The sequence below is a fragment of the Prevotella merdae genome, assembly GCF_900290275.1.
Lineage (GTDB): Bacteria > Bacteroidota > Bacteroidia > Bacteroidales > Bacteroidaceae > Prevotella > Prevotella merdae.
This window is the reverse complement of sequence record NZ_LT985323.1, coordinates 469072-488254: the sequence shown is the minus strand read 5'-3', so window position 1 is coordinate 488254 and position 19183 is coordinate 469072. Positions and strand designations below refer to the sequence as shown.

Here is a 19183-nt window from a genome sequence, read left to right as displayed (position 1 = left end):
AAAAATCAATTACCTATGGCACAGAAAATTCAGATGACAACTCCTCTCGTAGAGATGGATGGTGACGAGATGACCCGTATATTGTGGAAGATGATTAAGGATGAACTTATTCTTCCTTTCGTTGACCTCAAGACAGAATATTACGACCTTGGTCTTGTTAAGCGCGATGAGACAGCCGACCAGATAACAAAGGATGCTGCTGAGGCAACCAAGCGTCTTGGTGTTGCCGTTAAGTGTGCTACAATCACACCTAACCACCAGCGTATGGACGAGTATAAGCTTCATCAGATGTGGAAGAGTCCTAATGGAACAATACGTTCTATTCTCGACGGTACCGTATTCCGCACACCTATTACTATTCCGAGCATCCATCCGGCTGTACGCAATTGGGAGAAACCTATCACTATTGCACGTCATGCCTATGGTGATGTATACAAGAGCGTAGAGATTCGCGCAGATGAGCCAGGTGTTGCTAAACTTATATTTGATGGCGAAAGTGGCAAGCACGAAGAGGTGGTTGTTCATACATTCAAGGGTGCTGGTGTGCTTCAGGCTATGCATAATACCGACAAGTCTATTCGCTCGTTTGCTCATTCATGCTTCAAGTTTGCGTTGGATACCAACCAGAGCGTATGGTTCTCTACAAAGGATACAATCTCTAAGAAGTACGACGCACAGTTCAAGATTATCTTCTACGAGGTATTCGAAGAGTATAAGGAAGAGTTTGAGAAACGCGGATTGGAGTTCTTCTATACCCTTATCGATGATGCCGTAGCACGTGTTATCCGTTCGAAGGGTGGCTTTATATGGGCTTGCAAGAACTATGACGGCGACGTTATGTCTGATATGGTCAGCACAGCATTTGGCTCATTGGCAATGATGACATCTGTGCTTGTATCTCCTGATGGCAAGTACGAGTACGAGGCTGCTCATGGTACTGTGACACGCCATTACTACAAGTATCTTAAGGGTGAGGAAACAAGTACCAACCCAATGGCTACTATCTTTGCATGGAGTGGTGCTTTGCGCAAACGTGGTGAGATGGACTCGCTGCCTGAACTTGTAAACTTTGGCAATAAGCTTGAGGAGGCTTGCTTCCAGACTCTTAATGAGGGTATTGTTACAAAGGACCTCGCTGGTCTGATGGAAGGTGTAACACCGCAGCCTAAGACATCTGCAGGTTTCATTGCTGCTATACGCGAGCGTTTGGAGAAACTGTTGGCATAAATAATCAATTAAAATAGAGGGAGTCAAAATAGAAGTTAAAGGAAGTTTGGGCTTCGCCCGAAGTTAACAGAAGTTCTTGCCGCTTGCTTTAGCAAGAACTTCTATCCATCGTAGATGGATTAACTTCTTCTTAAATTCCTATAACTCCCATTTTGACACCCTCTATTTTAATATAACCCCATAATCGTCATTTTACTTTCCGATGAAATAATCTGTAATAATATAATGTCTGATTAACTTTAATCTTTTATTCGTTAATTCCTTAGGTTTCTATCGTTTAATTCATCTTTTTTCTTTATTTTTGCATTGGTTATCAAAACAATGCAAATTATGAACGATACAAACTTGCTATATCTTGTCTATGGCATGTGCATTATGTTCCACCTAATGATGGGTTGGGTGTTTTGCTGCCGTAAACAAGGACTTGCAAAGAAACTCATAGGTCTGCTTATGCTTCTTGTTGCAGTGCAGTATGCCAAGGACCTTGTGTTTCTTCCTGGCTTCTATGCAGCCGATCCCGTTATGGAGCGTATAACTTCGAGCATAGACATAGTCACCGTACCGCTTTATGTACTCATTCTAATAGAGTTCTGCCGTCCTGGTTGGCTCTCCAAAATGCGTGCCTTCTTGCTTGAAGCCCCTATACTTCTGTTGTCATTGCTTTATTTGTTGCTTCGTATAGACTTCTTCTTTGAGGCAATGGTAGTGCTATCGATAATATATGGTATAGGTTGTGCGTTATGGACCCTTCGCGAGTTGCCTCGTTATCATCGTCGACTAAAGGAAGAATACTCATACGACGAGGATATAAACCTGCATTGGATGCGTGGAGTGATGGTCTTGTTTTTTGTTCTTTTGCTTTTATGGGCGTTTAGCAATGTGTGTCCATCGCCATTCACCGATTTGTTGTATATGTCGAGCTCGTTGGTGGTATGGGCAATAGTGTGCTACTTCATCAACAAGCAAGAGACAGTATTAAGAGATGTAATATCAGGATGCGATGAGCCGGGTACCGAAGCTGTTGACAGTGCATTAGCAACAGAAAGTATTGTTGATGACGATATCCCTGATACAAATGTCATGTCAAATAATAACACGTCTTCAGATACCGAGACTATAACGCAGCTACGTAATCGTCTGCAACAATGTTTTGAGGAAGACAAAGTGTATCTTGACCCTAAGTTGCGTTTGTCAGAACTTGCTGCTCGCCTTGGTACCAACCGCACCTATCTTAGCCAGTATTTCAACCATAGTTGTGCCCAATCGTTCTACGAATACGTCAACGAATATCGTGTACGCCACTCTATGCAGTTGCTTCACGATACTGATTATACTCTTGAGGTAGTAGCTTCAATGTCTGGTTTTAATTCGCTTTCAACCTTTAGACGAGCTTTCTCTCAGGCCAATGGATGTAGTCCATTGCAGTATAGAGCCGAATGTAGATTGGAAAATATTGAGGGGTAAAAAGGCGTAAAACACTATAAAATAATATGTCAAATTTTTCAAAACCTAACAATTTGACTTCTTGACATCTCGTTTTTATTCTTTGACACCCTCTATATTATGATTATTCGTATCTTTGCAATATAGAAAAAAAGGACATGATTCTTTCAAATTGCATACACGAAAACGAATAAATAAAAGAAGCAGTTTGTAATTGTTTGATAATCAAGAAAAGAGTAAAGACCGTCTGGCAGTGATGCCCGGCGGTCTTTTTATCTATTATACGTATTAATATTAATGTTATTACATTTTATTTGTTGTTCAGCCTCATTTGTTGTCTGAATCTCCACCACATCATGATGCCGGCGCTTGTCAGTCCGAATGGGAATGCCATCCAAACACCCACAAGTCCGAAGTTCAATATAAATCCGCATAGATAGCCTACTGGCAGTGAGATTACGAAGAATGCAACGAATGCTATAATCATTAGCGGTTTAACATCGGCAATGCCACGCAATGCATTGGCATAGTTGATTTGCAGACCGTCGCCAAACTGGTATATAAAGAAAGGTACCATAAGTGTAAGTACAGCAGCCGAAACCTCGGCAGAATCGGTAAACCATCCGCCGATATGATTGCGCAGAAGGAAGATAATGCCACCTTGAACAATCTCAAGAGCCACCATAACATGCAGTCCAGCTATAACCGTATGCTCGGTATTGATATAGTCGTGCTGTCCATTAAAGTAGCTTGTGCGCACAGCTACAGCCGCTCCAAGTCCGTAGTAAACCATAAAGGTGAACTGGGATATAGTTATCATCACCTGATGTGATGCAAGGGCAATAGTGCCGAGCCATCCCACCATGATAATAGATAATGAGAACGAGGCTGTCTCCATACCCATCTCTAATGCTATAGGAGTGCCAAGAGTGGTAAGACGCTTAGTCAACTCTTTCGACCAACCCAAGCGAAGGAAACCTTCACGATAGCTTTTAAACTTCTTTCGCCAAGCGAACACCGCAATAAATACTGCCACCATCACTATTCGTGATACCAATGTAGACACACCAGCACCTAATACACCCATCTCAGGAAATCCTGCCTTACCATATATAAACAGATAGTTGCCGATGATATTGAGCAGATTGCCAGACAGAAGTATCCACATTGACGTTCTGGTCTCGGTTATGCTGTCGGTAAACTGCTTAAAGGCATTGAACAGCATTACAAACGGAATCGATGCAAACAGTACCAGATAGTATGGTCGCATAAGCGGAAGCAACTCGTCTGGCTGTCCTATGTTGCCAAGATTGAAGAAGAGAATGCCAAGAGCCAGCATCATTACTATTCCGGCAAGCGTATTCGCAAGCAATGAGCAACGAAGAGCCTGGCCTGCCTCTTGCAAATCCTTACGTCCAAATAATCCTCCTACTACAGGAGTCAGTCCGTACGAGAATCCCGTTCCGGTAATAATAACAAGGTTTATAATGTTATTCACGAAGGAAGCGGCACCCAGTTCTGTTGTGCTGTGATGTCCTACCATCATGGTATCGGCAAAACCGAGGACAATCATGCCCATCTGTCCTATCATTATAGGAATGCCAATGGATAGTAGTGATTTGTAGTGTTTGGGGTAAAAGTTCATAAAATGTTACCAGAATTTGTTTTGTTCGGCATTGTATTCGAATCCTGCCGCCTTTAGTTTGTCAATAATTTCATCTTTGTTCACGTGTAAATCGTCACACAGAGCGTCGAGCGATGGATATATATCACGCAAGCGCATATTGATGACGCTGAAGAGCATCATCGGATCTTTTGGTAAATCAAGCATAATCGTTATTATTTTTTATTATCCTGGGTGCAAAGGTACAACTTTTTCAGCACAATTTAGTAACTTTGCCGAAAAGCAGCAATCTTTTAGCATCTACATTTAAAACATCAGCAATCTTTTAACACATTATTATATTACATTATGACAACAGACAAGCAGACAATAGCCGCACGTCTCGCTGCCTTGCGAGAAGAGATGCGTCGCGAACATCTATCAGCATTTATATTTCCGAGTTCGGATCCTCATAACAGCGAGTATGTTCCATCGCGTTGGGAGGGACGTAAATGGATTTCAGGTTTTGATGGATCAGCGGGAACAGCTGTGGTTACATTACATTCGGCTGCCCTTTGGACCGATTCTCGTTACTTCCTTGCCGCAGAAGAGCAGCTTGCAGAAACTGAGTTCCAGCTTATGCGCGAGCGGGTTGAGGGCACTCCGAGTATAGCTGAATGGATAGCCACAGAGATAGAAGGTGCCGAAAGTACCGAGATTGGTGTCGACGGCATGTGTATGACCTATGCCGAGTGTTCCGACTTGAAGACCGACCTTAAGCATAATGGCGGCATCACTGTACGTACCAATCTCGATATACTTGACCGTATATGGACCGATCGTCCATCAGTTCCGCTCAATCCGGTAAGTATTCAACCCATCGAGTATGCCGGTGAATCGTGTCATGACAAACTAGGTAGAATACGCAGCAGTTTGTTGCATCGTGGAGCCGGTGGTATGCTAATGACCCAGCTCGACGATATTGCATGGACATTAAACCTTCGTGGTACCGACGTCCATTGCACACCAGTGTTTGTGGCATGGCTTATTGTGGCAGAGGAAGTGGCTGTATTGTATATAAAGGACGAGAAGTTGTCGCCCGAGGTAATAGAATATCTCAATGCCGAGGGAGTGGCTGTCGATGATTATGATAATATAATAGATGCCCTCAACTCTTACGATGGCTACACATTGCTTATCGACCCAGCTACCACCAACTATACATTGTCTCAGTTGCGAGGCAATTTCAATCTCGTTAGTGCCCCATCGCCCGTGCCCGAGATGAAGGCAATAAAGAACGAGGTAGAGTGTAATGGTTTCCGCAATGCCATGCAACGCGACGGCGTGGCAATGGTCAAATTCCTAAAATGGCTTGAGGAGGCAGTACCAAAAGGTTGCGAGACCGAGTTGTCGGTTAGTGCCAAGTTGCGTCAGTTGCGTGCAGAACAGCCATTGTTCAAGGATGAGTCGTTCGACACAATAGCCGGATACGAGGAGCATGGAGCGATAGTCCATTACGAGCCAACACCCGATACCGACGTGCCATTGCGTCCAGAAGGCTTCCTTCTGCTTGATAGCGGAGCACAATATCTTGATGGAACCACCGACATAACACGTACCATTCAGCTTGGTAAGGTTACCGACCTTCATCGCCGTGTCTACACACTTGTACTTAAAGGCCATCTTTCGTTGCAGAATCTCTGCTTTCCACGTGGTGCGGCAGGTACCCAACTTGATGCTGTTGCACGTGTGGCAATGTGGCGTGAAGGCATGAACTTCATGCATGGCACTGGTCATGGAGTAGGTTCATACCTAAGTGTGCACGAGGGTCCTCACCAGATACGTCAAGAATATCGTCCTGCTCCAATGCTTGAGGGCATGACAGTAACCGACGAACCAGGTCTTTATCTTGCTGGCAAGTTTGGTGTACGCATAGAGAACACCTTGCTCACCGTGCCGTATATGACAACCGAGTTTGGCAAGTTCCTTCGCTTTGAACCCCTCACCCTATGTCCAATCGACACACGTCCTATCGTTGTAGATATGCTTTCAACCGAAGAGCTCGGTTTACTTAATGCCTATCACAAGATGGTGTACGAGCGATTGTCGCCAATGTTGGATGAGGAGCACAAAGCTTGGTTAGCCGATAAGACACGCAGCCTTTAGTCTTTCCAGCGCATCCTTAAGCACTTTACGTGGCGATGCAACATTCATACGCATATATCCCTTGCCCTCAGCGCCGAACATCTCACCGTCGTTGAGGGCGAGTCGAGCCTTATTTACAAATAGGTCTTGCAGGGCATCGTGGTCCAAGCCAAGTCCTCTGCAGTCGAGCCAAACAAGGAATGAGGCCTGTGGACGCAACGGATGAATCTGTGGAATATTTGCGGCCATATACTCCTCCACAAACTTTACATTCTCTTCTATGTAAGCCAACATTTGCTTGCGCCATTCCTCTCCTTGCTTAAAAGCCGCGATGGTGGCAATAGGCGAGAATATGTGTGGCTGGTCAAGCTCATTAGCTGCAAGCCATTCAAACAACGGTTTGCGCAAATCCTCGTTAGGAACAATGCAGTAAGAGCTAACAATACCGGCAATGTTGAATGTCTTAGATGGCGCTCCAAATGTTATACTGCATCGTGCAGCCTCCTCGCTCACGTTAGCAAACGGATGATGCTTGTTGCCGAAGAGTGCCATGTCGCAATGAATCTCGTCGCTTATCACAATAATGTTGCGCTCGCAGCAGAAGTGGGCTAGTCGCTTTAGCGTCTCCACATCCCATACTATGCCAGCCGGGTTGTGTGGATTGGCAAGTATCAATATACGGCATTTCTCGTCGGCCACCTTTGCAAGATTATCAAAGTCCATAGAGTAGGTGCCGTCGTCATTTTTATGCATAGGGTTCATAACCACCTGTCGCTTGTTGCCCAATGGTGTAAGTCGGAACGGATGATATACAGGTGGTTGTATTATAACCTTTTCGTCCTCCTTGCAGAAAACGTTAATGACAAAGCCTATACCCTTGACAATGCCAGGTATATATCGCATCCACTCTGCCTTGACATCCCACTGGTGGTGGTTGCGTATCCAATCAGTCACGGTAGGCCAGAAGTCCTTAGGTATAACTGTATATCCAAAGAGCGAATGGTCCAGTCGGTTGCGCAAGGCATCTGTTATAAAAGCTGGAGTCTCGAAATTCATGTCCGCCACCCACATAGGTGTAAGATCAGTTCGTCCGTGTACCTCGCCGAGCATCTCAGTAGCATAAGCTCCCGTATTGTGTCGGTCGATTATTTTGTCGAAGTTATACTGCATAATATATTATATAATGTGTTAGGTTTGTATTCTATAGTTATAAACAAAAAGCAGTTTGTTCTATCATCATGCAAAATTACAGAAAAGCCTCCGCTAAATCGATGACATATATATAACAATGTGTCTTATTAGCGTTATTTGAATGTCGTTAGTTATTTTTAATACGAAAACATTTATTAAATGTTTCTTGCCCCGCCAAAAAATAGTATATTTGCAATCACTAAATGCTAAAGATACAAACAAAAATCTGTTAGAAAATAACAAACCTAAAAACATATACCATTATGAGACTGAATTTAAGTTCGCAGATTGTGTTGAACAAGGTTCCGGAGCAGTACTATCGCCCCCGTACGGCAGTAGAACGTTCTGAGATAACCCGTTGTGAGAAAATCTTCACAGACATCTATCCCAAGGTGGAAGAGGCTGCAAGCGTAATAGCCAACAGCGTTGAGGCCGAGATAAAGCGTGCCAAAGCCGCTGGTCGTAAGTGTGTGCTTGCTTTAGGCACCGGTTTGTCGCTTACACCAGTATATACCGAGCTTATCCGCCGTCACAAAGAGTGCGGTTTAAGTTTCGAGAATGTGGTAGTATTCAACGCCTACGAGTATTTTCCACTTTCGGCAGACTGTCGTCATAGTGCACTTGGTCAGTTGCGTGAGCGTTTGCTCGACCATATAGACATTAAGGCCGAGAATATACATACCCCCGATGGATCTATCTCACAGGACGAGGTTATAGAGCATTGTCATGCTTACGAGCAGCTTATTGCAGCCGAGGGTGGTATCGACATCGCCTTGTTGGGCATAGGTAGAATGGGCAACATCGCAACCAACGAGCCAGGTTCTACATTATCTTCTACCAGCCGTATCATCCTTATCGACCAGACATCACGCGATGAGATGACCAACAGCTTTGGTACACAGGAACAGGTACCTCCTTGTTCTATCACCATGGGCATCCATACCCTTCTCTCAGCACACAAGCTATTTATCACGGCATGGGGCGAGGAGAAATCGGACATCGTGGAGAAGATAGTCGAGGGTCCTATAACCGACGCCGTTCCGGCATCATTCATACAGACACACAACGACGCTAAGTTCTTTATCGACCTTTCGGCAGCAAGCAAACTTACACGTATTGTGCATCCATGGCTCGTAACCAACTGCGAATGGAACGACAAGACCATACGTGCCGCTGTTGTTTGGCTGTGCCAGTTGAAGCAAAAGCCAATCCTAAAGCTCACCAACAAAGACTACAACGAGAACGGTCTTTCCGAGTTGCTTGCCCGTTATGGTTCGGCATACAACTGCAATATAAAGATATTCAACGACCTTCAGCATACCATTACAGGATGGCCTGGCGGCAAGCCTAATGCCGATGACACCAACCGTCCAGAGCGGGCATTGCCGGCAGTAAAACGTGTTATTGTGTTCTCGCCGCACCCTGACGACGACGTTATATCTATGGGTGGCACCTTGCGACGCCTTGTTCAGCAGAACCACGACGTACATGTTGCTTACGAGACATCTGGCAATATTGCCGTTGGCGACGAGGAGGTAACACGATTTATGCACTTTGTCAATGGCTACAACCAGCTGTTCTGCAACAATGAAGACCAGGTTATCAAGAAGATGTACGCCGATATCAAGGCATTCCTTGCACAGAAGAAACCATCGGATATGGATACTCCTGAGGTTCGCACCATAAAAGGACTCATACGTCGTGGCGAGGCCCGCACGGCATGTACCTATAATGGAGTTCCTCTCGACCATGTTCACTTCCTCGACCTTCCGTTCTACGAGTCGGGCAAGATAGAAAAGCTACCTATGGGCGAGAAGGATGTAGAGATAGTACGTGCCCTTCTGCAGAAGGTTAAGCCTCACCAGATATATGTAGCAGGCGACCTTGCCGACCCACATGGCACACATCGCAAGTGTACAGATGCTGTGCTTGCTGCCATAGACCTTGAGAAGGAGGCAGGAGCCGAATGGCTTAACGATTGTCGTATATGGATGTATCGTGGCGCATGGGCTGAGTGGGAAATTGAGAATATAGAGATGTGTGTGCCTATGTCGCCTGAAGAGCTGCGTGGTAAGCGCAATTGTATCCTCAAGCATTCGTCACAGATGGAGAGTGCACCATTCCTTGGCAACGACGAACGTCTGTTCTGGCAGCGTGCCGAAGACCGCAATCATGCCACAGCCGAATTGTATCACAGCCTTGGCTTAGCTTGCTATGAGGCTATGGAGGCATTTGTTCGATATATTCCTTAAGAGAAAAATCGTGTCGTGAGACACCATTCCAATAAATAAATTTGTATATCCTAAGAAGAGGGGGCTTGCGACGGTTAGTCGAAAGCCCCCTTGCTTGTATATGGTAAACGCATTGCTCTTTTAATGAAGTCAAATAAATTGGATTATGAAGTAAACTAAGTCAGATTACAAAGTAAACTAAGTCAGTTTATGCGATTAATCTAATCCTCCCATGAGGTTAGCCTAATCCTCCAATGCGATTAGCCTAATCCGCCAATACGATTAGCCTAATCCGCCAATACGATTAGCCTAATCCGCCAATACGATTAGCCTAATAAACTTGCTTATGTAAGTATTCATATTTATCTTTATATATGAACGGTAATATGTAGGATGCCATACCCTCCTACTATGTGTAAAGATAATACNTATATGAACGGTAATATGTAGGATGCCATACCCTCCTACTATGTGTAAAGATAATACTGAACTGTTACTTAAAAAAATGAATACGTATTCATAAAATAAGGTGATTATTGATGGGGTGTAGTCGATAAAGTCTTCATTATCGAGCCGTCAAGATGGCGTACAATAAGCTGTCCATCCTCGTATGTGGCGAATGTAGGTTCGTTGCCACCCTTAGGGAAAGTTATAGAACCAATGTTGCACACAATGTCTCCCTCGTCAGTTTGTTCGAGTTTCCACAGATGTGTATGTCCATATACAAATATGTCGTGTGCAAGGGTAGGGCGGTTCTGTTCGTTGTATACATGTCCATGTGTAAGGAACAGTCGGCGCCCGTTGTCTACAACAAGAGCGTAATCAGCCATTATTGGAAACTGCAGAAGCATTTGATCCACCTCGGCATCACAGTTGCCGCGAATGGCAATAATACGTTCTTTCATTGCGTTAAGCCGCTCTACAATGCCCTTGGGATCTATACCTTCGGGTATGCGGTTGCGTGGTCCATAGTTAAGAATATCGCCAAGGATGCACAGCATATCGTATTTGCCTTGGTCGAAAAACTGCAGGACGCGCTCAAGTGTAGGTAGACATCCGTGAATGTCAGATACAAGTAAGTATTTCATGTTATGCATATTTAATCGTGTAATTCTCTCTCCATGTCGCGCTTGCGCTTCGACTCGTCCACCACTTGGAAGTCTTTCTTTCGCAGTACGAATGTCGATCCAAGATACTTCTCGCGTACTATACGGTTCTCTGCCAATTCTTCAGGAGCGCCCTGGAATAGAATTCTACCCTCGAACAGCAGATAAGCGCGGTCGGTTATAGTTAATGTCTCTTGCACGTTATGGTCGGTTATCAAGATTCCTATGTTGCGATACTTCAGTCGCCACACCACATGCTGAATCTCCTCTACAGCAATAGGGTCGACACCTGCAAACGGCTCGTCAAGCATAATAAACTTAGGGTCGATTGCCAGGCAACGTGCTATCTCGGTACGGCGTCGCTCGCCACCCGATAGCTGGTCACCCTTGTTCTTGCGCACCTTACCAAGGTTGAAGTCGGCAATAAGACTTTCCAACTTCTCCAACTGTTCTTTGTGCGAGAGTTTAGTCATCTCAAGTACAGCCATGATGTTGTCCTCAACACTAAGCTTGCGGAACACGCTCGCCTCCTGTGGCAGATAGCCGATGCCGGCACGTGCTCGCTTATACACGGGATAGTCGGTGATGTCCTTCTTGTCGAGGTAGATATGTCCGGCGTTGGGCACAATAAGCCCCGTGGTCATATAGAACGATGTTGTTTTGCCGGCACCATTAGGACCAAGCAAACCAACAATCTCGCCCTGGCGCACATTAATAGAAACATCGTTAACGACGGTACGCTTGCCATAACGCTTTACAAGTCCCTCTGTTCGCAGCACCATACAATGTGGCTTGTCCTCGGCAGCCTGCTCCACAACGGGCTGACCTTCCATTTTTATGTTGTCTGTTTCACTCATGTTCGTATATGTATATTTATTGATACAAAGGTAAAACAAAATATCATTTCCTACAAATAAAAAATAAAAACTTAAACTTGATGTATAGTTTTTACCGTTTTATTGCTACTTTTGCAAAAGGAAATAAAACAACGACACGATTATGTTGATATTTAAATACTTAAACACTTTAGGACGCTATCTCATACTAATGGGACGTTCTTTCGCCCGCCCCGAGCGTATGCGCATGTTTCTTAAGCAATACGTCAAGGAGATGTCGGCATTGGGTGTCGATTCTATCGGCATCGTACTGCTTATATCGTTCTTCATCGGTGCGGTAATATGTATACAGATGAAACTCAACATTCAGAGTCCCTGGATGCCAAGATGGGTGTCGGGTTATACCACACGTGAGATATTGTTGCTTGAGTTCTCGTCAAGTATAATGTGTTTGATACTTGCCGGAAAGGTGGGATCGAATATCGCCTCCGAACTTGGCACAATGCGCGTGACACAGCAGATAGATGCTCTCGACATAATGGGTGTAAACTCGGCCAACTATCTTATATTACCCAAGATACTTGGACTGGTAACAATTATGCCGTTCCTCGTAGTCTTCTCCTCGTGCACGGGTATACTTGGAGCCTACGGCACGGCATATATAGGCCATATATTGTCGCCCGAGGACCTTACGCTTGGCTTGCAACACTCGTTCAACTCGTGGTTTATGTGGATGAGTATCATCAAGAGTCTTGTGTTTGCCTTTATCATATCCAGCGTGTCAAGCTATTTTGGCTACTCGGTAGAGGGCGGCTCTGTGGAGGTAGGCAAGGCAAGTACCGACGCAGTAGTGTCGTCAAGTGTGCTGATATTATTCTCTGACGTGTTCCTTACACAATTACTCAGTTAAAGAAAGTACTATGATAGAAATAAAACATCTATGCAAGTCGTTTGGCGACAAGGAAGTGCTGAAGGACATCAATGCCGTGTTTGAGGACGGCAAGACCAACCTCATAATCGGACAGAGCGGCTCTGGCAAGACGGTGCTAATGAAGAATCTAGTGGGATTGCTTACGCCTACAAGTGGCGATGTGCTGTATGACGGGCGCAACTTTGTTGGTATGAGCAAGAAGGAGAAGGTGTTTATGCGACGCGAGATGGGCATGATATTCCAGAGTGCAGCCTTATTCGACTCGCTCTCGGTGCTTGAGAACGTTATGTTCCCACTTGATATGTTCTCTACCATGAATTATCGTGAACGTGTGCACAGAGCGCAAGAGTGTCTCGACCGAGTTAATCTTATCGACGCACAGAATAAGTTTCCGGGCGAGATATCAGGTGGTATGCAGAAGCGTGTAGCCATAGCTCGCGCCATTGTGCTTAATCCTAAGTATCTGTTCTGCGACGAGCCTAACTCTGGACTTGACCCACATACATCTCTCGTTATAGATGAGTTATTGTCGTCAATAACCAAGGATTTCGGTATGACTACCATCATCAACACCCATGATATGAATTCGGTTCTGGGCATTGGCGAGAACATCCTCTTTATATACCAAGGCCATAAAGAATGGCAAGGCACAAAGGATGACGTGATGGGGGCCACAAACGAAAGATTAAATGATCTTGTGTTTGCATCCGAATTGTTCAAGAAGGTGAAGAAGGCGGAGATGAGCAACAAGTAATATAAATTACAATTGTTAATAAAAGGAAATGCAATTTTGATGCAAGTCAAAAAACAACAGGCATTATATTGACATCTGTCAAAAAAAGCATAGAATGGCACTTGAATCACGGTTCAAGTGCCATTTTTGGATATAAAACATGAATATAAATGTTAAAATCAACTTTTTTTGAAGTTTTTTTGTCAAAAGTTTGTGTATGAACCAAAATAGAACTATCTTTGCAGACGTAAAAGTTATCATCATTTCATAACAACCTACTGAGACCATTAGACACAACTTTTCGCTCAAAGGATTTGTGTAATTCAAGAGCGGCAAAAAATACCTTTAAACAATCACCTAATAATACCTTCTCAAAGAATAAAAACTGATAGTCATCACTTTACTATTAATTGATAGCCACGCCGCAGTAGATGCAGCGTGGTTGTTTTTTTATATATGTACCAGTAGGAGGGTATGGCATCCCTGCCATACCCACTCTGCCATGATTGTACAGCCAATTTAGTGGGTATGGCAAGGATGCCATACCTCCTATATGTAAAGATAATTCTGAACTGTTATTACTTGACCATTTAATATATTACTTTGACTTTTAATATATATTTTGTTGTTTTAGTAGGTCAGTAAAATTAAGTTTGTAGTTTTAGGTAAACAATAGGTTTTAGAGTTAGTAAAGAAGATCTCAGGATAAAACACAATACGAGGGGCAGGAAAGAAACACCTGCTCCTCGTATTCGTTTATATATGTGTCAATTTGGTTATTTCCATATCGACTTTATAGTACGTACGCGTCCAGTGGCTGGCTTGCCATTGATGGTTATGCTATTGTATATACTCTTAGGATATACAAGCAAGGTTTGTGCCATGGACCCGTTGCCAGTAAACAATTCTACAGACGACTGGTCGATATAAAGGCGTAGTGTTACGCTATTGCCCTCGGTATTGAGCGGTGCTATTACCGATGGCAACGAGAAGTTGCCGTTGAACGAAGTTTTGCCAGTCTGATTGTTGCGATGGGCAATAATGCTGTTTGTGGCAGCATTTAGTGTGTAGTCGAGGTGTTCGCCCTCTTTATTGACAAGAGATATCTCGGCATCATTGTCTATAGGCATTGTCAGTTCTACCTCATAGGCATTGGCGGCATCAAAAGCATTAGCTGTAAGTTCTTTCCATTCGCTTGCAGAAGCCTCAAGTTCCTTTACCACATTGCTGTATAAAAGCGGTTTGCCGTTGTATTCGTGCAATGACAGTTCACGTGGTAAAGTAAATGCCGAACGCCATGGTGATACAGGAGAAGCTCCAGCATACTGCCAGTTGTTCATCCATCCTATATAAACAGTACGACCAGGTGTGTTGCTCCATGTAACGCCAGCATAGTTGTCGGCACCATAATCAAGCCATAACGGATAATCGAGTGCGTCGGCTGTGAACTTATTGCCGTCAAAATCGCCTACAAAATACATTGTACCACTTCCTATGGTGGGGCCACCAGGATTGACACTTACTATGAGCACCCACTTCTTGGTGCCATTATAATCCATCTGTAAAAGGTCAGGACACTCCCACTGTCCACGGTTGCATCTACTTATAGAAGTTGTGAATGTAGAGAGTTTAGTCCAGTTCTTCAAGTCCTTTGATGCCCAGAACTGTATACCGTATTGCCATCCTAATGCCAGCGACATAATCCATTGCTTAGAGTCATCGTGCCAGAATATTTTCGGGTCGCGGAAGTCAGCCAATTCGGTATTCTTAATCACAGGATTGCCTTCATACTTTTGGAATGTAGCACCTCCGTCAGTGCTATATGCAAGACTTTGCTGCTGATATGCATCGGCTGACGTATATATAGCAACAATAGCATTCTTTCCGAATCCGGCTGTATTGTCCTTGTCTATCACAGCCGAACCAGAGAATATCATACCAAGTTCGTCGGGTGATAGAGCAACGTTCTTCTCTGTCCAGTGTATAAGGTCGGTAGATGTGCTGTGTCCCCAACTTAGGTTTCCCCAATCATTGCTCTTAGGGTTATATTGGTAGAACATATGATATGTGCCGTCAAGATATACAAGACCATTAGGGTCATTCATCCAATTCTTGGCTGGAGTGAAATGTATTTGTGGACGGTACTGCTCCGTATAGTTATCATCAGATGGCTGATTGGGAGTATCAGGAGTGTCGGGTGTAGTGGGAGCGGTTGGCAATTCTATCTCGCCCTCCGAATTTGAGTCGGTACACGCCACAAACGATGTTGCGGCAAATAGACAACAGGTTATAATAAAAATCGATTTGTTCATAATATATTCTATTATCTTGTTTTGAGATATTCAAGGCTGTTCTTTGCAAGTTTAAGCACATTGTCCTGATATACATTGTTCTTAGGATAAGCACTTATGTTTGGTGTGCCGTTGTCGTTCTTCATTGAGAATTCGCAACCACCATTACCAATGCAGAGTACAGTGCCTTTGAAGTCGGTATTGCCCTGACGAGCCTCCCATATATTGAGCTGTGAAACCCAGTCAATCTGTGAATCCCATGTAGCGAGTGGATATATTCCATATGTGTCGGTCAATATGCTGTAGCAAGCCATTTCTTGATTGCCTTGTCCGGTTAGTACAGCAGGTATGTTGAAGAATAGACAGTTGTGGTCTTCAGTCCAGCCTGGTCCCTTCACGGCTATAAGTTTGGTACGGTCGGTCTGTTCTACGTCAATGCCGTTGTATATAGGGTGTGACGACATGTCAATACTGAACTTACCGCCAGGATTAAGTTGTACAGCCATCTTCCACACGTCTCCATTATATCCACCAGCTGCACATCCAATGTTCTTGTCGTTGTTCTGCAGCATATCAGTAGGGATGCGTCCAAGTGTACCTATATATACAGTAGAATGTCCCCAAAGCAGCAGGTTGCCGCCATCCTTGTACCATTGGCGTATTGCAGGTGTTGCTGCGAGTACATTTGAAGGAATGTTCCATACATCAGCCTCATTACCTGTCTCAATGTCGCGTATCCAGAATAGTACGCGGAACTGTGCAAGGTCGGCAGTAGAATGGATATCTTTGAACGATACAAACTTGGCAGAAGCATACTGGCTATGTAGCCAAAGCCATGCCGAAGCCTCATCGTCATCACCATTCTGTATCAGTTCGTCTGCAGTAGCATAAGTGCTGAGGAATCCAATGGTAGTCTTGCCTATACGCAGCGACGATGATGTGGCAAGTGCTGTGCCCTTATCGTTTACGGCAACAATTGTAACGTTCCATGTATCGCCGTCTGAAACGTTGTTGATGGTGTATGATGTAGCACCAGCATCGAGAGTCTCGCTAATGTTGCGAATACCATTGGTGGCGGTAAGTAGCAAGCTTGTAGCGTCAGTTGCCTTGCTCCATGTTATCTCGGCATTGTAACCATCGCTAACATCAACCTGCTTCATTGATAGATTTGTGATAGATGTAGCTCCCTCGCGGGTGTATTCTTTCACTACTCCAGATGAAACATTTGTGCCGTCAGTAACCTTGAACACATACTCAAACTTAACGTTTGTTGGTACATTTTTCTGAACGTAAGTATTACCAGAAGCAACCTCGGTGGAGGTAAGTGTACCATCGCGGTAGGTGGCTATCTGCATACTCTCACCATCAGGCAGAGCATTCCATTGCCATACATAGTCGTCGTGCTGTAACTGGCCTGTTATGGATGAGGCATCGGGTGCGCTGACTATCATGTCGCTACGGTCGTAGTCGTTGCTTTGGCAGGCGGATAAGAGCACGATAGCCAATAATATAAATATATTAGAAATCCTTGTTTTCATAAATTGAATAATTGTTTAGATGTTAGAATTCATTCGCCAAGTAAGGGCAAAAGCTATATAGCAAATGCTTTTGCCCGTTGTGGCGTATCATTTAGTATCCCTTGTTCTGTTTGTACAGTCCAGGAACGTAGTAGAGCTGGTTGTATGGTATCGGATAGAACTCGTTCTTGCCGGGTGTGTAGTGAGCATCCTTCAAGTATTGAGCGTATGTCTGTCCGTCGTATACATCGTTCTGTTCCTTTGCGAAGTAAGCGTTGAGTGTCTCAGAAGCTATACCCCAACGGCGCAGGTCAAAGTAGCGTCCGTTCTCCATAGCAAGTTCCAATCGACGTTCCCAGCGCAGACATTTGCGTGCTGTAGTTTTGTCCTGGAAGTAAGTCTCTGGATAGAGAGCTATCTCACACTGGTTTTCGGCATAAGCAATGTGCTTGTCTACAGAGTTCTTTGCACGTTGACGGATGTCGTTAATAATAGTGCGGGCCTCTGAAAGGTTGTCGGTCTCGATTAGAGCCTCTGCACGCATAAGCATAACATCGGTGTAGCGGAACACATAGTCGTTCATGGCGAATGCCTGCCATGAGCCATCGTAGGTCTCACCTTTAGAGCGCTGCGGAACTTCCTTCATAGAGCAGTAGTAGCCGTAAGTGTTAGGTGTGCGGCTATTTGCCTTTGTGAGGGTGTATTCCTTTTCATACTTGTATGGGAAAGTAGGCATACCGACGGTATGGAACAAACGTGGATCCCATTTCTGAGCGTTTGGACTGCCATTGATAGGATAGTCGATGGTCTTGTTGTAATCGTCAAACTCAGGCAAACCGTTCTTTGTCTTGAATGCGTTAACAAGATCCTGTGATGGTTTGTGGAAATCCCATCCGCACGACCACATACCCCATACTCCATTAAGCATATTGCTCCAGTTGGCGCGTCCGTAGGTGGTGTTGTCTTCCTTGTAGTCAGAAGTCTGTACTGCAAATATACTCTCCTTACTGTTCTTTTCTTCAGGAAGGAAGATGTCACCATAATCCTCAAGATAGCCATAGTTGGGGTCGTCCTTCACCACCTTGGTGTATTCCACCACCTTCTGCATATAATCCTTGTTGATATGGTCGTAGCCGTTGGTAGCTTCGTAGCCGTCTCCATAGGCAAGGGTGAGATAGCACTTGGCAAGGTATGAAGCAGCAGCTATCTTGTTCACTCTATTCTTGTCGGTCTGCACATCGGGTAGCACGTCGTAAGCCTCCTTAAAGTCATTGATAATCTTGCCGAACAATTCCTCGTATGTGAATTCGTCGTTACGAGTTTGTTCTTGGAGATTGTTGGCTGTAACATTCTCGTCAATCCAAGGCACTTGACGGAACATGGTTATCAATTTATAGTAGAAGTGGGCACGGAGGAACTTCACTTCGGCTACACGTTGCTTGCATGTTTCTTCGCCGAGTTTGTCGTTGCCATATTGCTCAAGCGAGAGCAAGGCACGGTTGCAACGGCTCACGGCACAAAAGAGACGATACCAAAGCTCGTCAAACTCGCCTGGTGTAGAGGTCATGGTAGACCATATCTCCATTGGGTGATAGCCTGTGTCGGTAGTGCCTGAACCTCCTTTCAGACAGTCGTCTGAAGCCAAATCACCGTATGGCCAAAGGTTGAATGGATAAGAATACCAGCAATCGCCGAGCATAGCGTATGCTGAAGTAACCATTTGGTCGGGACGGCTGAATGCCTTGTCCTTGTCAATAACTCCCTTAGGTGACTCGTCAAGGAAGTCGCTGCATGATGTTGTAGTACCGAGTGTAAACATTGCTGCAAATATATATTTATATAGATTTTTCATTATTGTTAATCTTTAAATTGTTTGGAGCGTAATATTACTGTTTTCTATTCTACTCATTATTGTTTATATAGTAGGGT

14 protein-coding genes are annotated in these 19183 nt (G+C 44.5%); 6 read left to right on the top strand and 8 right to left on the bottom strand.

Annotated features, from left to right (window positions below; translation table 11 throughout):
• The first annotated feature begins 15 nt into the window (after positions 1-15).
• A complete protein-coding gene (locus C9991_RS01970; protein ID WP_106810952.1) occupies positions 16-1227 on the top strand; it encodes an NADP-dependent isocitrate dehydrogenase in 1212 nt (403 codons plus the stop codon).
• A 330-nt stretch (positions 1228-1557) separates the two neighbouring features.
• On the top strand, positions 1558-2691 hold the full coding sequence (locus C9991_RS01965) for a helix-turn-helix domain-containing protein (protein ID WP_157949336.1): 1134 nt from the start codon (positions 1558-1560) through the stop codon (positions 2689-2691).
• A 289-nt stretch (positions 2692-2980) separates the two neighbouring features.
• On the opposite strand, the gene C9991_RS01960 is transcribed toward C9991_RS01965, so the two are convergent.
• Both C9991_RS01960 and C9991_RS01955 read right to left on the bottom strand, forming a co-directional pair.
• Positions 2981-4315, bottom strand: coding sequence for an MATE family efflux transporter (locus C9991_RS01960; RefSeq protein ID WP_106810950.1), 1335 nt, complete (start codon positions 4313-4315; stop codon positions 2981-2983).
• A 6-nt stretch (positions 4316-4321) separates the two neighbouring features.
• Positions 4322-4501 (bottom strand): DUF4250 domain-containing protein, encoded by a 180-nt coding sequence (locus tag C9991_RS01955; protein WP_106810949.1) that lies wholly within the window; start codon positions 4499-4501, stop codon positions 4322-4324.
• A gap of 141 nt (positions 4502-4642) precedes the next feature.
• On the opposite strand from C9991_RS01955, the gene C9991_RS01950 reads away from it, so the two are divergent.
• Complete coding sequence (locus C9991_RS01950) at positions 4643-6439, top strand: aminopeptidase P family protein (RefSeq protein WP_106810948.1); 1797 nt, start codon at positions 4643-4645, stop codon at positions 6437-6439.
• Here the strand turns inward: C9991_RS01950 and C9991_RS01945 are convergent.
• Entirely contained in the window at positions 6413-7588 is a 1176-nt protein-coding gene (locus tag C9991_RS01945) for a MalY/PatB family protein (protein ID WP_106810947.1), read from the bottom strand. The two genes, C9991_RS01950 and C9991_RS01945, sit on opposite strands and share 27 nt — an antisense overlap.
• 284 nt (positions 7589-7872) lie before the next feature.
• On the opposite strand from C9991_RS01945, the gene C9991_RS01940 reads away from it, so the two are divergent.
• Positions 7873-9861, top strand: a complete 1989-nt coding sequence (locus C9991_RS01940; RefSeq protein WP_106810946.1) for a glucosamine-6-phosphate deaminase — start codon at positions 7873-7875, stop codon at positions 9859-9861.
• A 512-nt stretch (positions 9862-10373) separates the two neighbouring features.
• On the opposite strand, the gene yfcE is transcribed toward C9991_RS01940, so the two are convergent.
• Both yfcE and lptB read right to left on the bottom strand, forming a co-directional pair.
• Positions 10374-10928 carry a phosphodiesterase gene (yfcE, locus tag C9991_RS01935; protein ID WP_106811720.1) on the bottom strand — a complete coding sequence of 185 codons (555 nt, stop codon included), beginning with the start codon at positions 10926-10928 and terminating at the stop codon, positions 10374-10376.
• A gap of 11 nt (positions 10929-10939) precedes the next feature.
• Positions 10940-11779 carry an LPS export ABC transporter ATP-binding protein gene (gene lptB, locus C9991_RS01930; protein WP_198643756.1) on the bottom strand — a complete coding sequence of 280 codons (840 nt, stop codon included), beginning with the start codon at positions 11777-11779 and terminating at the stop codon, positions 10940-10942.
• 166 nt (positions 11780-11945) lie between these two features.
• Between lptB and C9991_RS01925 the strand changes: the two genes are divergently transcribed.
• Complete coding sequence (locus tag C9991_RS01925) at positions 11946-12692, top strand: MlaE family ABC transporter permease (RefSeq protein WP_106810945.1); 747 nt, start codon at positions 11946-11948, stop codon at positions 12690-12692.
• A gap of 10 nt (positions 12693-12702) precedes the next feature.
• Positions 12703-13467 (top strand): ABC transporter ATP-binding protein, encoded by a 765-nt coding sequence (locus C9991_RS01920; protein WP_106810944.1) that lies wholly within the window; start codon positions 12703-12705, stop codon positions 13465-13467.
• 755 nt (positions 13468-14222) lie between these two features.
• Here C9991_RS01920 and C9991_RS01915 read toward each other — a convergent pair.
• The 3 genes from C9991_RS01915 to C9991_RS01905 all read right to left on the bottom strand — a co-directional run bounded on the left by C9991_RS01915 (position 14223) and on the right by C9991_RS01905 (position 19106).
• The gene (locus C9991_RS01915) at positions 14223-15758 is read right to left on the bottom strand and encodes a glycoside hydrolase family 32 protein (RefSeq protein ID WP_106810943.1); all 1536 of its coding nucleotides are present in this window, start codon (positions 15756-15758) and stop codon (positions 14223-14225) included.
• Positions 15759-15769: 11 nt separating this feature from the next.
• The gene (locus C9991_RS01910) at positions 15770-17275 is read right to left on the bottom strand and encodes a DUF4960 domain-containing protein (protein WP_106810942.1); all 1506 of its coding nucleotides are present in this window, start codon (positions 17273-17275) and stop codon (positions 15770-15772) included.
• A 91-nt stretch (positions 17276-17366) separates the two neighbouring features.
• On the bottom strand, positions 17367-19106 hold the full coding sequence (locus tag C9991_RS01905; RefSeq protein ID WP_106810941.1) for a RagB/SusD family nutrient uptake outer membrane protein: 1740 nt from the start codon (positions 19104-19106) through the stop codon (positions 17367-17369).
• Positions 19107-19183: the final 77 nt, after the last annotated feature.

Excerpts from the sequence above, each read along its gene's own strand:
- C9991_RS01970 (WP_106810952.1), top strand. The coding sequence starts at position 16 with ATGGCACAGAAAATTCAGATGACAACTCCTCTCGTAGAGATGGATGGT.
- C9991_RS01965 (WP_157949336.1), top strand. The coding sequence starts at position 1,558 with ATGAACGATACAAACTTGCTATATCTTGTCTATGGCATGTGCATTATG.
- C9991_RS01960 (WP_106810950.1), bottom strand. The coding sequence starts at position 4,315 with ATGAACTTTTACCCCAAACACTACAAATCACTACTATCCATTGGCATT.
- C9991_RS01955 (WP_106810949.1), bottom strand. The coding sequence starts at position 4,501 with ATGCTTGATTTACCAAAAGATCCGATGATGCTCTTCAGCGTCATCAAT.
- C9991_RS01950 (WP_106810948.1), top strand. The coding sequence starts at position 4,643 with ATGACAACAGACAAGCAGACAATAGCCGCACGTCTCGCTGCCTTGCGA.
- C9991_RS01945 (WP_106810947.1), bottom strand. The coding sequence starts at position 7,588 with ATGCAGTATAACTTCGACAAAATAATCGACCGACACAATACGGGAGCT.
- C9991_RS01940 (WP_106810946.1), top strand. The coding sequence starts at position 7,873 with ATGAGACTGAATTTAAGTTCGCAGATTGTGTTGAACAAGGTTCCGGAG.
- yfcE (WP_106811720.1), bottom strand. The coding sequence starts at position 10,928 with ATGAAATACTTACTTGTATCTGACATTCACGGATGTCTACCTACACTT.
- lptB (WP_198643756.1), bottom strand. The coding sequence starts at position 11,779 with ATGGAAGGTCAGCCCGTTGTGGAGCAGGCTGCCGAGGACAAGCCACAT.
- C9991_RS01925 (WP_106810945.1), top strand. The coding sequence starts at position 11,946 with ATGTTGATATTTAAATACTTAAACACTTTAGGACGCTATCTCATACTA.
- C9991_RS01920 (WP_106810944.1), top strand. The coding sequence starts at position 12,703 with ATGATAGAAATAAAACATCTATGCAAGTCGTTTGGCGACAAGGAAGTG.
- C9991_RS01915 (WP_106810943.1), bottom strand. The coding sequence starts at position 15,758 with ATGAACAAATCGATTTTTATTATAACCTGTTGTCTATTTGCCGCAACA.
- C9991_RS01910 (WP_106810942.1), bottom strand. The coding sequence starts at position 17,275 with ATGAAAACAAGGATTTCTAATATATTTATATTATTGGCTATCGTGCTC.
- C9991_RS01905 (WP_106810941.1), bottom strand. The coding sequence starts at position 19,106 with ATGAAAAATCTATATAAATATATATTTGCAGCAATGTTTACACTCGGT.